The sequence below is a fragment of the Cryobacterium sp. TMT2-42-4 genome (assembly GCF_004402645.1).
GTDB lineage: Bacteria > Actinomycetota > Actinomycetes > Actinomycetales > Microbacteriaceae > Cryobacterium > Cryobacterium sandaracinum.
In genome coordinates, this window is the sequence record NZ_SOFT01000011.1 from 98,341 (window position 1) to 112,884 (window position 14,544).

The window sequence follows — 14,544 nt, forward strand, 5'->3', positions numbered from 1 at the left end:
ATTTTCGGGCAACCCGGTTTTCGCGCCCGGCTGAGCGGCGTGTTGCGAAAATCTCTGTAGTCAGCGCGGGGTGGCGCACCGGGTCTCGGGGAGCTCGAGCACTGCCCGACCACCGGTTGCTCGACCGGCGGCAGGCCAGGAGCGCTCGCGGTGCTACGCGGTGACGAGCTCGCGCCAGTCGGCCAGCGGCAGGCCGTGGGCTTCGGACACGGAACGGTTCGTGACCGCTCCGGCGGCGACGTTCAGTCCGAGGGCCAAGGCGTCATCGCGCTCAAGCGCCGCCTTCACGCCCAGGTTGGCCAGTGAGAGGGCGTACCGCAGGGTGACGTTGGTCAGCGCGTAGGTCGACGTGTTCGGCACGGCGCCGGGCATGTTGGCGACGCAGTAAAAAATCGAGTTGTGAACGCGGTAGGTGGGGTTTTCGTGCGTGGTGGCGTGGGTGTCCTCGAAGCAGCCGCCCTGGTCCACGGCAATGTCGACCAGCACGGAGCCGGACTTCATGCGCGCCACGAGGGCGTTGGTGACCAGCTTCGGGGCCTTGGCGCCCGGGATCAGCACGGAGCCGATGACCAGGTCGGCATCCGTCACGGCATTCTCGATCTCGTAGGAGTTGGACGCGACGGTTTTCAGCCGGCCCTGGTACAGCGCGTCGAGCTGGCGCAGCCGGTCGATGTTGATGTCGAGGATCGTGACGTCGGCGCCGAGGCCCATTGCCATGGCGGCCGCGTTGGTGCCGGCGACGCCGGCGCCCAGCACGACGACCTTCGCGGGGCGCACCCCGGGCACGCCGCCGAGCAGCACGCCCTTGCCGCCGGCCGGGGCCATCAGGGACTGCGCGCCGACCTGCACGGCCAGTCGGCCGGCCACCTCGCTCATCGGGGCCAGCAGCGGCAGCGCGCGGTTGGCGGTCTGCACCGTCTCGTAGGCGATGGCGGTGACGCCGGCTTCGGTCAGGGCGCGGGTGAGGTCAGGCTCGGCGGCCAGGTGCAGGTAGGTGAAGAGGATCAGACCCTCGCGGAAGCGGTGGTACTCGGAAGCGACCGGTTCCTTGACCTTCATCACCATGTCGGCGCGGGCCCAGATCTCGTCGGCGGAGTCGACCAGCTCGGCGCCGGCCACGTGGTATTCGTCGTCGTTGAAGTGCGATCCAAGGCCGGCACCCTTTTCGACCAACACGGTGTGGCCGGCGGCCAGGAACTCGTGCACGCCCGAGGCTGTGATGGCTACGCGGAATTCGTTGTTCTTGATTTCCTTGGGTACACCGATGATCATGGCCGACTCCGTTGCTCAGTACTGCTCAGTTGGACTTGTGACAGGGGGCCGCGGCGCCACTTTCGACGGTGAACCGCAGCGGGGTCAAGACTAAATCCAGCAATTCGGCCCGAGCCGCACGCCGTCGTCGGGCCTGCGCTCCAGCGGCGGAGCCCGATGCCGACAACGGCTCCACCGCACTATAAATAAGCCCCGCCTTCAGGGGTTTTTCTGGTGATCACGGTCGGCTTCGCTCCGGACCGCACCGGTCACCGAGATGGGGAACCGCTTTGTCACTCGACAGTTGTCGCGCGTCAACCCGGCAAGCGTCGCCTGATGTCCGTTTCCGGCCTGCTCCGGCCCCCTAGCATTGAGCCAATGAGAACCGCGGAAATCGAAGACCTGGTCGAACACCTCGCGGCCGGCCTGGACCGCGCCCTCTCGCTCGAGGACCTCGACGGAGGCCTGCTGGCGTACAGCAGGGACCAGCCGCTCGCCGACAGCGTGCGGGTCAATTTCCTGTTGAGCAAGAAGGTGCCCGCCGACGTCAGCGCCTGGCAGTTGCAGCACGGAATCAGCACAGCGGTCCGTCCCGTCGCCGTTCCCGCCAACGCCGCGCTGGGCATGCTCGGCCGCGTCTGTGTGCCGCTGATGGTGCGGGGGTTCCGGGTCGGCTACCTGTGGGCGATGCAGGGGTCGCACGACGAATCCCCGGAGGCGATCCTCCGTGAGCTGCCCGCCGTGCGCGGCCAGCTGGACCGGCTGGCCGAGACCCTGCTCGACACCAACACCGCCGAATCCGAGCACCGCCGTCAACGTGAGGCCCTATTCCTCGCGGCCTGCCACGCGGAGACATCCGCCATCGAGGAGATCGCGGGCTGGCCGCAGATTCATGCGACCGGCCCGTGGCATCTCGCCACCCTGATGCCCCGCCCCGTCGAGCAGGCCGACGGCGGCGAGGCCACGCCCGATTTCGCCGCCGGCGTTCTGCTCCAGCGGATCTCGGCGCTGCACGCCACGGTCGGCATCGACGCGGCCCGGTTCAGCGCCGGCACCGAGACCCACGCGGTTGTGCTGCTGCGCGATTCACCGGGCAAGGTGGCGCACACTGAGATGCTTCACCGCTATCGGTCCGAACTCGCCCGGCGCGGCGGCACCCCCGAGCGCCCCGACCTGATGGGCTTCAGCGAGGTGTTCACCGATCTCAGACGGTTCCCGGATGCCTACATCCAGTCCCGCAAAGCGGTGCAGGCCGCCACCGTCGACGCCCGGTTGGGCACCATCGCCGATTTCCGCCAGATCGGCGTCTACCAATTCCTCGCGGCCAGCAGCCGCAACCTTTCCCCCGTGGAATCGGTCTACTTCGCCGAGCTGCGGGACTTCGACGACAACCACGAGTTGCTTCCGATGCTGGAACTGCTCTACGACACCGACGGGTCGGTTCAGGATGTCGCGGCGGCCCTGCACCTGCACCGCAGCAGCATCTACAACCGGCTGGCGAAGATCCGCACCCTGATCGGCGCTGACCCGCTGGGCGGCCAGGTGCGGCTGGAACTGCACCTCGCGATGAAGGCAGACCGCTGGTCGCGGCGGCCGCGGATCTAGCGCCGGACGAGCGTGGCCTTCTCTGCTTGAACGTCGGCCTTCCACTCCACGATCCGGGCCTGCTGCAGTGGCGCCTTGCGGTTGACGCACCACGCGGCGCCGAGGGCCAGAAACCAGACCGGGGCCACGACCAGCGCGAGGCGCGTGTCGTCAGCCTGGCCCAGGGCCCAGAGCATGAAGGCGAAGAACGCCAGCACGACCCAGGGCATGAACCGAGCGCCCGGCATCCTGTATTTCGAGGCGACGTGCAGGTGGGGACGGCGGCGCAAGAAAGCGAGGTAGCTGACCATGATGATGGACCAGACGAACATCGTCAGCACAGATGCCACCGAGGTGACAAGCGTGAAAGCGCCCATGAAGGAATCACCCGTGTACAGCAGCACCAGCCCGGCCAGCAGGAATATGCAGGAGAACAGCAGGGCGTTTCTCGGCACCTTGCGGCTGCTCAGCGTGCCGAAGGTCTTCGGGGCATTGCCGTCCTGCGCGAGGCCGTAGACCATCCGGGAGGTCGAGTAGATGCCGGAGTTGGCACTCGAGGCGGCGGAGGTGAGCACGACCAGGTTGACCACGATGGCCGCGACCCCCAGCCCGGCGAGGGCGAACATACCGATGAAAGGGCTGCTGCCTTGGTCGATGGTGCGCCACGGGTTGACCGACATGATGATCACCAGGGCACCCACGTAGAAGAGCAGCAGCCGCAGCGGGATGGTGTTGATGGCCCGGGGCAGGTTCTTCTCCGGGTCCTTCGTCTCCGCGGCCGCGGTGCCGACAAGCTCGATTCCGGCAAAGGCGAAGATGGCGATCTGGAAGCCGAGCACGAAGCCGGCGACGCCATGCGGGAACATCCCGCCGTCGTTCCAAATGTTCTCGAAGCCGGCCACGGCACCCGACGGGGAGGTGAAGTGCGTAATGATCATCACCAGGCCGGTTCCGATCAGGGCAACGATGGCGACGACCTTGATCAGCGCAAACCAGAATTCGGCTTCACCGAACGCCTTGACGCTCGGCAGGTTGAGCAGGATCAACACAACCGGAGTGAGCAGCGCGGGGATCCACAGCGGCGTGCCCGGTGCCAGCACGTCGACGTAGCCGGAGATGGCCACGATGTCGGCGACGCCGGTGACCACCCAGAACGCCCAATACGACCAGCCGGTGAAGAAGCTCGCCCACGGGCCAAGCAGGTCACCGGCGAAGTCGCTGAACGACTTGTAATCCAGGTTGGACAGCAGGATCTCGCCCATGGCCCGCATCACGAAGAAAAGCATGAAGCCGATGAGCATGTAGACGAAGATCACGGCCGGCCCGGCGAGGGAGATGGTCTTGCCGGCGCCCATGAACAGCCCGGTTCCGATCGTGCCGCCGATGGCGAGCATCTGGATGTGCCGCCGGCTCAGCGAGCGAGCAAGGCTCGGATCCGCGTGCGAGTATCGGGCTCCGGCCCCGATACGTGAGTGTCCGGGTACCGCGGTGGTGCGTTCAGGCATGGAGCTTCTTCCTCAAAACGGCGCAGACGCAGCCCCCCAGAGGACGACCATGTCAACCCGTTGGGGCCTCACGGTTGTGAAGCGGCCCGACTCGGGTTCTGAAGTAGCAACGCTACGTCCTCGGGCGGGCGTCCCCCGAACCCGGGTGGCAGCCGGGGCGCACCTCAGCCTGCACCCGGCGGCCGCGGGCCAGACCTGATCGACAGGTGTCGAGCATCCGGGGGTCAAACGTCGTCGGCTGTTCGGGCGTGGTGGTCTCGACCGGACACAGAGTCAGGACAGGATGTCTTTGGTGGAGAACCGGCCGTAGGCCAGGGCACCGAACACGGCGATGTACCCCAGCTGCAGGAGCACGTTGTCGCCGAACGAGCCCAGGTCCATGGGCTGCCGCAACAGGTCGGCGAAGCCCAGCCAGTAGTGGCTGAAGAGCCACGGATCCAGCCACGACAGTTGCGGGAGCACGTCGAGGATCTGCACGACGACCGACACCACGACCGTGGCGGCCATCGCCCCCACGGGAACATCGGTGAGGGTGGAGATGAACAACCCGATCGCCGCGAAGCCGAGCAGCGAGACTGTCACGTAGAGCGAGATCAGCCCGGAGCGCAGCAGCGATTCCGGCACGCTGATCACATCGCCCGAGAGCAGTGTCACCGGCCCGACCGGGAACAGTGCGGCCCCGATCAGGGTCCCGGCCACCGCAAGGGTCAGCGTCGCGGCCAGGCAGAACACGGCGACGCCGGCGTACTTGACGAGTAGCAGACGCAAACGCCCGGCCGGGGCCACGAGCAGGTAGCGCAGGGTCCCCTGCCCGGCCTCCCCCGCGATGGTGTCGCCGGCGACGACGCCGATGGTGAGCGGAAGGAACAACGGGATGGCCACGATCATGGCGGTGAACGCCACGAACAGGCCGTTCTGGGTGACCCGGTCCAGGAAGGGCGGGCCCTCTCCCGGTGACAGGGTCTCCGATGAAAGCCGCACGGCGACGGCGAGCAGGATGGGGATGAGAGCGATGGAGACCAGCATCGCCCAGGTGCGGCGGCGGCGGAACAGCACCGTTAGCTCGGAGCCGAGCAGGGCCAGTCCGGCTGATCGGCGCCTGCTCGGAACGCCGTTGCCCGACTCCTTCGAGCTCGCCACGCTATTGGAGGACATCGAAACCTTCTCCGGTCAGGGCCACGAAACGTTCTTCCAGGCTGGATTCCTCGATCAGGAAACCGCGCACGCGCACACCACCGGCGACGAGAGCCGTGACGATGGACTCCGGCTGTCCGGTCAGGTCGACCGACATTTCTCGAGGCAGCGGAGCCGTGACCCAGGGATCCTGCTCGGGCACGTCGCTGTGCACGGGTGCCAGACCGAAGCCGGTCAGCACGGCTGCGGCCGCGGCGGCATCCGGTGTGCGCACGCGAACCCGCGTCTGGCCCACGTGGCGCAGGTCGGCCAACGTGCCCTGGGCCACGAGGTTGCCGCCGCTCATCACCGCGGCGTGAGTGCACATCTGCTCCACCTCGGCGAGCAGGTGGCTCGAGACGAAGACCGTGGTGCCCTCCGCCGCGAGCGACCGCACCAGGCTGCGCACCTCGCGGGTGCCCTGCGGGTCGAGCCCGTTTGTAGGTTCGTCGAGCACGAGCAGCTCGCGCGGCTGCAGCAGCGCGTTGGCGATGCCGAGGCGCTGCTTCATGCCCAGCGAGTAGGCAGCCACCTTCTTGCCGGCGGCGTGGGTCAGGCCCACGCGCACCAGTGCCTGCTCGACCCGGACGCCTCGCGTGCCAGACGGCGCGTTGCGGTCGGCGGTGTCGAGCCGGTGCAGGTTGGCGGCCCCGGAGAGGAATGGGTAGAACGCCGGCCCCTCCACGAGGGCGCCCACCCGCGGTAGCACCTCGTGCAGGCTGTCGGGCATGCTCTGCCCCAGCACCCTGATCTGCCCGCTGCTGGCCTGCGTCAGGCCGAGTAGCATGCGGATGCTGGTGGTCTTACCGGAGCCGTTCGGCCCGAGGAATCCGAAGACCGCTCCGCGCGGAACGGCGAGATCGATCTCGTTCACGGCGATCTGCTCGCCGAAGCGCTTGGTGAGACCCCGGCTCTCGATCGCGAGATCGGGAGCCGGGGTTGCGGCTGTCACTGTGTCGTGATCACTGGGCTGCGGCGGCCTGGAGCATCTCCACCGGAACGGATCCGGCGAAGACACGGCCGTCATCGGTCAGGAACACGTTGACCAGGGCTGTCGAGAATAGTCGCCCACCGTCGACCGCGGTCGCCAGTTCCAAGATGAGCGGGTTGGCGTTGAGTTCGGACGGAACGGATGCCGCGGGCACCTCGACGATGGCGTCCCAGCCGCTCCCCGTTACGAGGGGAAGATTCTCGGCCGGAATCTCAGGCTTTGCCTGGTCGGCGGTCATCTCGGTTATCTCGGGCATGACCGGAAGGGCGATCTCTTCGACGGTGGCGCCGGCTGGCGGGGTGAAGTCGAACAAATCGGCGGACGGGGTGCTGAAGTCGACGGCGGTGAAGCCGACCTGAAAAGCCGGGTCTTCCTGGCCGTCGGCGCGCACGGTGACCTGCAGCGGCACCCCCGTCTCAGAGTCGACCGAGATCGACACCGATTCGACCAGGGTCCGTGTGGCCTTGGGGGTAAGCACCAGCTCGTAGGCTGTGCGACCGGCCACGGTGCCGTCGGTGCCGACCGAGACTGTGGTGCTCGGGTCAATCTCGCTCAAAAAACGCTCGGCAACCTGCGAGGGCGTCGACAGGCCGGCCGGGGCAGAGTCAACTATCGCGGCGTACTGCGCCTCGGCGATGGCCCGGGCGTCGGCGGGGATGGTCAGGTGGCTGGCGGTGTTGGTCTCGGAGTCGTAAGTCCAGACGTCCGTGCCGTTGCTCACCACGTTGCGTTCGGCCATTCGGTCCTGGATCTGCACCCGGGCTTTCGCGGGGCCGTCGGAGTCGCTGCCGTCCACGTAAATGCGGGCCGTGTGCGAGCCACTGAAGAGTTCCATCACGGAGGCGAGCGCTCCGGTGGCCGCCGCCCCCGCTTCGGTCGTACCTTCCGGTGCGGACTCGGCCATCGAGTCGCTCATGGAATCGGACATGCCGGCGTTCAGGTCGATGTCGGGTAGTCCCAGCTCGGCTGTTTTGTCGACGGTGCCGGAGAAGGCGCTGATGGTGCTGTCACTGACCATGAGGAGCACTTGCTCGGGCGTTTTATCGGGCAGATCGACGGTTGCACCGGCTTGCAGAGGCACGGCGATGACACCGGCGACGATGACAACCGGAACGACGATGGCAGGAAGCCACCGGGTTGAATTGCGTGACACGATCAACGACCTGTTCCGAAATGGTTCATACCCTGATGTTACGCCGGGGCTCTGACAGTCGCTCGGAATCCCGCTGGGAGGTTGCTCACAAATAGAGACGCCGAGCCGTGAGCGGGTGACCCCCGCGAACGTCTAACCGAAGAGTTCGCCGAGCCAGTTCTCCTTTTTCTTGGGACGGTATCCGTCACGGTTGTCGTAGCCACGGTCTCGGTCGTCATAACTCCGGTCGCGCTCGCCGTACTGCGGGCGGTTGCGGGTGTCCGGATACGGCTGAACCGGTGTCCCGGCGACCGGCGGGACCGGCGCCGCCTGGGCGGCTTCCTTTTCCGCGCGGTCGAGGATCTTGTCGAGTTCGCCGCGGTCCAGCCACACGCCGCGGCATTCGGGGCAGTAGTCGATTTCCACGCCACTGCGTTCGCTCATCACGAGGGTGGTTGAGTCATTTGGGCACTTCATAGGATTCCTCCAGGACGTCGTGGACTTTCGATCCTAGACGCCCGACCGGGCTGATCCTGAGAGTCGTCCGATGACAGAAATCGTCCCTACTGATGTTCACGGGCGCTTGCGGTGGTGTGAGAGGAGTGCGCACTGATCGCTGTCGGCGGTGCCGTTTCACGGATGGAGGACTCCGTCCCGAACTCGGCGTTCCGCGGATGATGAACACCCTCTCCACCGCCGTCGTGCTCGTGTTCAGTCGGACTGGTCGACGTCGCCACTGCGACCGGGGCGTAAAACACGATGAGGGACATCGACGCGCCTGCGGCACCGGAAGATCTCGGCTGCGCCCTCGACTGCAACCCGATCGCACGTCACTCCCTCGACGCCTTCTCCCCATCGGCCTGACAGTCGCTGTGCCATCCGCGACGAACCGAAAGCAGCGAATAGACGGACCACCATTGCAACGCGGTCGACTCAATCGCATAGGAAAGCGAGCCGGCGCAAAGTCTCCACGTTTCGCACACTGATGGCCGGGACGCGCAGGAAGGAGGGCACGAACCGGCCGGGGCCGGCGGTGGCGTCCTCGGTGATGCGCACGACGCATCCGCCACCTCGTGCCTTCACATCGAGGGCCACGTGGGCCTCCCCGGTCGGCCAGCCACGGGCCGTGAACAGCGCGTGCCTGGGTGGTTCCCACTCCAGAGCAGAAGTGGAGTCGTCGATCAGAGCCGGCCAGACGCCCACCGAGTGATGGATGGAGCTTCCGGCCGTCGGCCAGGCCGTGTCGACAGCCCGCATGCGGGAGGCTCCGACGACCCAGCCCGGGTACAGCCAGCCGTCAGCGAGGACGGCGAAGACGTTCTCGGGCGGACAGCTCATGGTGCGGTAGTTCACGGCCACTGTGTCACCTATTTCAGGTTGGTCGGGGAAAGATCGGGGGCTGTGCGCACCCCGAGGTCGTGTCGAAGAGCGCTCAGGGCCGCGTACCAGCCGGCCAGGCCGTGCACGCCGGGGCCCGGCGGTGTGGACGACGAGCACAGGTACACGCCGCTCAGGGGGGTGCGCCAGGGGTCAGTGGAGAGTACCGGGCGGCGCACGAGTTGCGTCAGACTCACCTCGCCGGCCGAGATGTCACCGCCGACGTAGTTGGGATTGAGCCGTTCCATCTCCGTCGCGGTGCGACCGGCGCTGGCCAGGATCGTGTCACGGAAACCCGGGGCATAGCGCTCGATCTGGCGCACAATCGCTTCGGTCTGGTCGATGGTTGAGCCGCGCGGAACATGGGTGTACGCCCACAGAGTGTGCTGACCGGCCGGCGCGCGACTTGGGTCGGTGCCGCTGGGCTGGGACACGAGAACATACGGCTCTTCGGCGTGTCCGCCCCGCGCAACGGTGTTCTCGGCTCGCCGGATCTGAGCCCGAGTGCCGCCCACGTGCACGGTGCCAGCCGCCCGCACCCCGGCTGCCTGCCAGGGCACCGGACCCGAAAGTGCGAAGTCGACCTTAGCGACGCCGTTTCCGTACCGGAAGGCGCGCAACCGTCGGGTGTAGGCGCCGGGAAGCTCGCCCTCGGCGAGTCGTAGAAGCGCACGCGGCGTCAGGTCAAGCATCACCACGCGGGCCGGCGGCAGTTCGCTCAGCCGCCGCACCTCGGTCGACGTGACGATCTCACCGCCGTGAGCGAGCAGATCGTCGACCAGCGCGGTCACGATCGCGCCGCTGCCGCCGACCGGTATCGGCCAGCCGCCCGCGTGCGCATACGTGGCGAGGGTGAGGCCCGCACCGGCCGTGACGATGCTCGGCATCGACCTGATCGTATGGGCGCTAACGCCGGAGAGCAGGGCAGGAGCGGCATCGCCTGAGAAGCGCAGGTCCCAGAGCGGGCTGCCCTGTTCGAGGGAGCGTAAGCCGAAGCGCAGTGCGGTGATCGGATGCTTCGGCAGTCGCAAGAGCTGCGCACCGGTGAACTGCGCGACCTGCTCGGCATGCGCCACGAGGGGCGCGAACAACCGATTCCAGGCCGCGCCGTCCCTGCCCAGTTCGGCGACGGTGCGCGTCAAGCTGCGGTAGGCGAGGCCGGCGGTGCCGCCCGGCAGCGGGTGGCCGTAGGAAACATCGGGAATTGCCAGTTCGATCCGATCCGCGAGCCCGAATCGTTGGAAGAACTCCGAAGCCAGCGCGAGTGGGTGCACGGCGGAGCAGACATCGTGGTGGAAGCCCGGCAGGGTCAGTTCCGCGGTCGCGGCGCCGCCACCGACGCCGGCGGACTTCTCGTAGACGCGCACTGAGAATCCGGCCCGGGCGAGAGTGACCGCGGCGGCGAGGCCGTTGGGCCCGGAGCCGACCACGATCGCGTCAACCTCCGGAACTCCTCGGCGCGCAGTCACCATGTCACTCTCCACTCGTCATGGGAAGAGCCTTCCCGTGTGCCCTGACGTCGTGCACAGATACTATGCCGACGACAGCGATCGAGTGTCCCCGGTGCGAATAGTGTGACGGGAAAAACGCAAATCGCTGGGTTTGATGAAAACTCAGGGGTAGTGCTGAGGTGCCCGGACGCGAACCGGGAACGACTGAAGTCGTCTCGGCGGTGCCGCCCACGCCCGGTAGGGCAGAATGCCGCGAATTTACACCATTTTGATGTGGTTACTGTGCGCGCTGGCACGGATATACACGGGCCGGCTCTGGTCACGCCACGCGGTTTTCGGTTCGTTTCTGGTCACTTTCTCGAGTGTGCCGTACACAGAGTGGTAGGCCTCTCATGGGCCGAAGGCGGCACTGGATGCGCCGCCACATCCGTCATCGATCGTCGATGCTGCCGGCGGCTCGACGCTGGCTGGTGAGTTAGGAGCGGACCAGTCGTGCGATTGCGGTTGACGCTTCCTTGATCTCGGCGTCGCCTTCTTCGGCGCCAGCAGCGACAACGGCAATAACACAGTGGCTCATGTGGTCCTCGAGTAAGCCCAAGGCCACGGACTGCGGGCCAGCGTGGGTTGTCACCGCGCTCTCGTAATTCTCATCACTCGTTGATGTGTGTTCCGATCTGGTCTGCCCCGCGCGATCCTGGTGGCCTGCCGGCGAGTGCTGCCACTGTGAACTCTCCTGGGCATACCCACGGGTGGTCCACCTCACAGCGACGGGGTGAGCGGCCGTGCGCACCGATCTCATGTTGACCGAGTACCCCCCTGGGGTATACCGTGGGTGTATCCCCTGGGGGTACGTCCCGACGGTTGCTTTGATCGCCGAGGAACGAAAGGAATCGCGAATACTATGTCGACGTTGAATAAGAACGACCTTGGCCTTACTGACTCTTCGTGTAGGTGCGGGTCGCACGAGCACACATCCGAGCGCAGCGCAGAACGCACCGGCATGACCACCACTTTCCGGGTGTCGGGAATGACCTGCTCACACTGTGTGAAGAGCGTGACGGCCGAAGTGGGCCAGGTCGCCGGAGCCGAAGCCGTGGAGGTTGACCTTGTTCCGGGCGGCGTCTCCGTGGTCACCGTCTCCAGCTCCGGACCCCTCGATCCCGCCGCTGTGGCCGCCGCCATCGATGAGGCAGGCTACGAACTGGTCACGGCGACACGATGAGTGGAGAGCAGGTCGACCTTCTCGTCGGCGGCATGACCTGCGCCTCCTGCGCGGCGCGCATTGAAAAAAAACTCAACCGAATGCCCGGGGTCGAGGCATCGGTGAACTACGCCACCGAGAAGGCCAGTGTCCTCATCCCTGACGGCACGACGGTTGAGGATGCCATTGCGGTGATTGAGGAGACCGGATACACGGCGGCACGTCCGAAACCGCCTGAGGTGCCGACACTCGATGTGCCCACAGACCAAGACCGCGAAGTGGCCAGCCTGCGCCAGCGTCTGATCCTGTCCGCCGTGCTCGCCACCCCCGTGCTGCTACTCTCGATGATCCCCCCGCTGCAATTCACCAACTGGCAATGGCTGGCTCTCACCCTTGCCGCCCCGGTCGCTGTCTGGGGAGCATGGCCGTTCCATCGCGCTGCCTGGGTGAATGTGCGCCACGGTGCTGCGACTATGGACACCCTGATCAGTATCGGAGTGCTCGCCGCACTCGGCTGGTCGCTCTACGCCCTCTTTCTGGGAATGGCTGGAGTCCCGGGCATGACCATGGCCTTCACCTTCACCGCCACCCCGGGAAGCGGTGCCGATGAAATCTACCTGGAGGTCGCATCCGCCGTCACGGTGTTCATTCTGGCTGGCCGTTACTTCGAGGCCCGTGCGAAGAAACAGTCTGGTGCCGCGCTGAAGGCGCTGCTCGAACTCGGGGCGAAAGAGACGACCCTTCTGCGGGATGGTGTCGAGACCACCGTCCCCACCGCGTCCCTGGTCGTCGGCGACCAGTTCGTCGTCCGTCCCGGCGAGAAGATCGCCACGGACGGCACCGTGATAGAAGGAAACTCGGCGATCGACGTCAGCATGCTCACCGGCGAATCCGTTCCGGTCGAAGTCAGGCCCGGCGCGGCCGTGGTCGGCGCCACCCTGAACTCAGGTGGTCGCCTGGTCGTGCGGGCCACCCGCGTTGGCGCGGACACGCAGCTCGCCCAGCTAGGCCGCTTGGTCGAACAGGCGCAGACCGGCAAGGCCGAGGTACAGCGCCTCGCCGACCGGGTCTCAGCGATCTTCGTCCCGACCGTGATCGGGTTGTCGCTGGCCACCCTTGTGGTCTGGCTGCTGCTCGGGGCAGGCACCGTCGTCGCATTCACCGCGGCCGTGGCAACGCTCATCATCGCGTGCCCGTGCGCGCTCGGCTTGGCGACCCCTACCGCTCTGCTCGTGGGCACCGGGCGTGGAGCGCAGCTGGGCATCCTGATCAAGGGACCCCAGATTCTCGAATCAACCCGCCGGGTAGACACCATCGTGCTCGACAAGACCGGCACGGTCACGACCGGCCGGATGACGCTCGTGGCGGCCGTTCCTGTCGCTGGTGGAGACGAGCAGCTCCTGCTTCACCTCGCCGGGGCAGCGGAGACGGGTTCCGAACATCCCATCGCCCAAGCAATTGTGTCTGGTGCCCGGGAACGCGCCGGCGAACTACCGCCACCCGAGTCCTTCGCTTCGACGGACGGTCTCGGCGTTCAAGCCCTGGTAGCCGGTCGGGTCGTTCTCGTGGGGCGTCCACGCTGGCTGACGGAACAGTGGACTATCCCACTTCCGTCCGAACTCCAGGCTGCCTTGGCCGCCTTCGAGGCGCAGGGACGAACCGCGGTCGCCGTCGCCTGGGACGGCCAGGCCAGGGGTATCCTCGCCGTCTCTGACGTCGTCAAAGACACCAGCGCCGGCGCGATCGGGGAATTTCGTCGCCTGGGCCTGCAGCCGGTGCTCCTCACCGGCGACAACGAGACCGTCGCGGCCTTCGTTGCGGCTGAGGTCGGCATCAGCGACGTTCGTGCCGGTGTGCTGCCGGCTGAGAAAGCGCAAATCATCCGCGAGCTACAGAGCGCGGGACATGTGGTTGCCATGGTCGGCGACGGCGTGAACGATGCTGTGGCACTGGCCACCGCTGACCTGGGCATTGCGATGGGATCGGGAACGGATGTCGCCATCGAGGCCAGCGATCTGACCCTGATCAGAAGCGACCTCATCGCGGCAGCTGATGCGATCCGACTCTCCCGGCGCACCTTGGCGACCATCAAGGCCAACTTGTTCTGGGCCTTCGCCTACAACGTGGCGGCGATCCCGCTGGCCATGCTGGGCTTGCTCAACCCGTTGATCGCCGGCGCGGCCATGGCGCTGTCATCCGTTTTCGTGGTGAGCAACAGCCTCCGGCTGCGCGGCTTCCGCGGACTCAACATGACGAGTGCCCCGATACCTACCGGAACGCTCACCGCACATCCGGCCACCATCGGGTGAACTGTGGAATCGCATCTCACAGACCACACCATGTGAAAGTCGATACTCTTGGGTAGGTATGGGCGGGAATCGAACCGCCAGGCACGGAACCGGAGGTGACATGAAGCTGGATAGCACGGCACACGTTGCTTCGCGCAACCGGCCTGTCCCCGTGTCCGGGTTGGTGGCGCTGGTCGCCATGGCCGCACTTCTCTTCGGTGTGCTGGCCATGAACTCAACGCATGCCGGTCACGAGACAGGTTGGACCCAGGTTGCGTCCGACCACACCACACAGGCTGGTGTCTTCCCGGGCGTCGCGGCAGTCGCAGTCCCGGCGATGTCCGTCATCGCCCACACCGGTCTCGGAGCCGTCGATTGTTCCGACTGCCTGTTGGACTGTGCGATCGTCGCGATGACCTGCACCATTCTGCTGGTGATTGCATCGTTGGTCGTGTTGGCTCGGTTGCCGTCGACGTACCGCCGACTGCTCGACGCGGGCGGTGACATCGTTTGGCTCTCTCTCCGCCCGGTACTGGATATTCACAGGCCGAATCTGACCATTCTTTCCATCAGTCGCATTTAGACCGAACC

Annotated in this window: 12 protein-coding genes; 4 read left to right on the top strand and 8 right to left on the bottom strand. The window is 66.4% G+C overall.

The genetic code is table 11. The annotated features are described in order from the left end of the window. Window positions 1-153: 153 nt before the first annotated feature. Window positions 154-1,272, bottom strand: coding sequence for an alanine dehydrogenase (gene ald / locus E3O18_RS02730; protein ID WP_134394179.1), 1,119 nt, complete (start codon window positions 1,270-1,272; stop codon window positions 154-156). Between the two features lie 357 nt (window positions 1,273-1,629). On the opposite strand from ald, the gene E3O18_RS02735 reads away from it, so the two are divergent. Then, window positions 1,630-2,856 carry a PucR family transcriptional regulator gene (locus E3O18_RS02735; protein WP_134394180.1) on the top strand — a complete coding sequence of 409 codons (1,227 nt, stop codon included), beginning with the start codon at window positions 1,630-1,632 and terminating at the stop codon, window positions 2,854-2,856. Here E3O18_RS02735 and E3O18_RS02740 read toward each other — a convergent pair. The 7 genes from E3O18_RS02740 to E3O18_RS02770 form a co-directional block, all read right to left on the bottom strand. Further along, window positions 2,853-4,340: an amino acid permease gene (locus tag E3O18_RS02740; protein ID WP_134417396.1), complete on the bottom strand. Its 1,488-nt coding sequence runs from the start codon at window positions 4,338-4,340 to the stop codon at window positions 2,853-2,855. The genes E3O18_RS02735 and E3O18_RS02740 overlap by 4 nt on opposite strands. A 273-nt stretch (window positions 4,341-4,613) precedes the next feature. Beyond that, window positions 4,614-5,495, bottom strand: coding sequence for an ABC transporter permease subunit (locus tag E3O18_RS02745; RefSeq protein ID WP_134394182.1), 882 nt, complete (start codon window positions 5,493-5,495; stop codon window positions 4,614-4,616). Continuing rightward, a complete protein-coding gene (locus E3O18_RS02750; protein ID WP_241976557.1) occupies window positions 5,482-6,465 on the bottom strand; it encodes an ATP-binding cassette domain-containing protein in 984 nt (327 codons plus the stop codon). The genes E3O18_RS02745 and E3O18_RS02750 overlap by 14 nt, the downstream gene beginning before the upstream one ends. A 10-nt stretch (window positions 6,466-6,475) precedes the next feature. Further along, window positions 6,476-7,657 carry a DUF2092 domain-containing protein gene (locus tag E3O18_RS02755; protein ID WP_134394184.1) on the bottom strand — a complete coding sequence of 394 codons (1,182 nt, stop codon included), beginning with the start codon at window positions 7,655-7,657 and terminating at the stop codon, window positions 6,476-6,478. A 132-nt stretch (window positions 7,658-7,789) separates the two neighbouring features. Beyond that, entirely contained in the window at window positions 7,790-8,113 is a 324-nt protein-coding gene (locus tag E3O18_RS02760) for a zf-TFIIB domain-containing protein (protein ID WP_134394185.1), read from the bottom strand. Between the two features lie 456 nt (window positions 8,114-8,569). Beyond that, complete coding sequence (locus E3O18_RS02765) at window positions 8,570-8,974, bottom strand: SRPBCC family protein (RefSeq protein ID WP_347232325.1); 405 nt, start codon at window positions 8,972-8,974, stop codon at window positions 8,570-8,572. A gap of 29 nt (window positions 8,975-9,003) precedes the next feature. After that, window positions 9,004-10,485 (bottom strand): NAD(P)/FAD-dependent oxidoreductase, encoded by a 1,482-nt coding sequence (locus E3O18_RS02770; protein ID WP_134394187.1) that lies wholly within the window; start codon window positions 10,483-10,485, stop codon window positions 9,004-9,006. A gap of 979 nt (window positions 10,486-11,464) precedes the next feature. Between E3O18_RS02770 and E3O18_RS02780 the strand changes: the two genes are divergently transcribed. From E3O18_RS02780 to E3O18_RS02790, 3 genes are all read left to right on the top strand, one after another. Then, complete coding sequence (locus tag E3O18_RS02780; RefSeq protein WP_134394188.1) at window positions 11,465-11,686, top strand: cation transporter; 222 nt, start codon at window positions 11,465-11,467, stop codon at window positions 11,684-11,686. Further along, the gene (locus E3O18_RS02785; protein ID WP_134394189.1) at window positions 11,683-13,974 is read left to right on the top strand and encodes a heavy metal translocating P-type ATPase; all 2,292 of its coding nucleotides are present in this window, start codon (window positions 11,683-11,685) and stop codon (window positions 13,972-13,974) included. Before E3O18_RS02780 ends, E3O18_RS02785 begins: the two co-directional genes overlap by 4 nt. 100 nt (window positions 13,975-14,074) lie before the next feature. Continuing rightward, on the top strand, window positions 14,075-14,536 hold the full coding sequence (locus tag E3O18_RS02790) for a hypothetical protein (protein WP_134394190.1): 462 nt from the start codon (window positions 14,075-14,077) through the stop codon (window positions 14,534-14,536). Window positions 14,537-14,544 lie beyond the last annotated feature (8 nt).

Bases quoted from the DNA above. Each gene is read 5' to 3' on its own strand.
- E3O18_RS02760 (WP_134394185.1), bottom strand. From the start codon at position 8,113: ATGAAGTGCCCAAATGACTCAACCACCCTCGTGATGAGCGAACGCAGT.
- E3O18_RS02770 (WP_134394187.1), bottom strand. From the start codon at position 10,485: ATGGTGACTGCGCGCCGAGGAGTTCCGGAGGTTGACGCGATCGTGGTC.
- E3O18_RS02790 (WP_134394190.1), top strand. From the start codon at position 14,075: ATGAAGCTGGATAGCACGGCACACGTTGCTTCGCGCAACCGGCCTGTC.
- E3O18_RS02740 (WP_134417396.1), bottom strand. From the start codon at position 4,340: ATGCCTGAACGCACCACCGCGGTACCCGGACACTCACGTATCGGGGCC.
- E3O18_RS02785 (WP_134394189.1), top strand. From the start codon at position 11,683: ATGAGTGGAGAGCAGGTCGACCTTCTCGTCGGCGGCATGACCTGCGCC.
- ald (WP_134394179.1), bottom strand. From the start codon at position 1,272: ATGATCATCGGTGTACCCAAGGAAATCAAGAACAACGAATTCCGCGTA.
- E3O18_RS02745 (WP_134394182.1), bottom strand. From the start codon at position 5,495: ATGTCCTCCAATAGCGTGGCGAGCTCGAAGGAGTCGGGCAACGGCGTT.
- E3O18_RS02765 (WP_347232325.1), bottom strand. From the start codon at position 8,974: ATGAGCTGTCCGCCCGAGAACGTCTTCGCCGTCCTCGCTGACGGCTGG.
- E3O18_RS02735 (WP_134394180.1), top strand. From the start codon at position 1,630: ATGAGAACCGCGGAAATCGAAGACCTGGTCGAACACCTCGCGGCCGGC.
- E3O18_RS02780 (WP_134394188.1), top strand. From the start codon at position 11,465: ATGACCACCACTTTCCGGGTGTCGGGAATGACCTGCTCACACTGTGTG.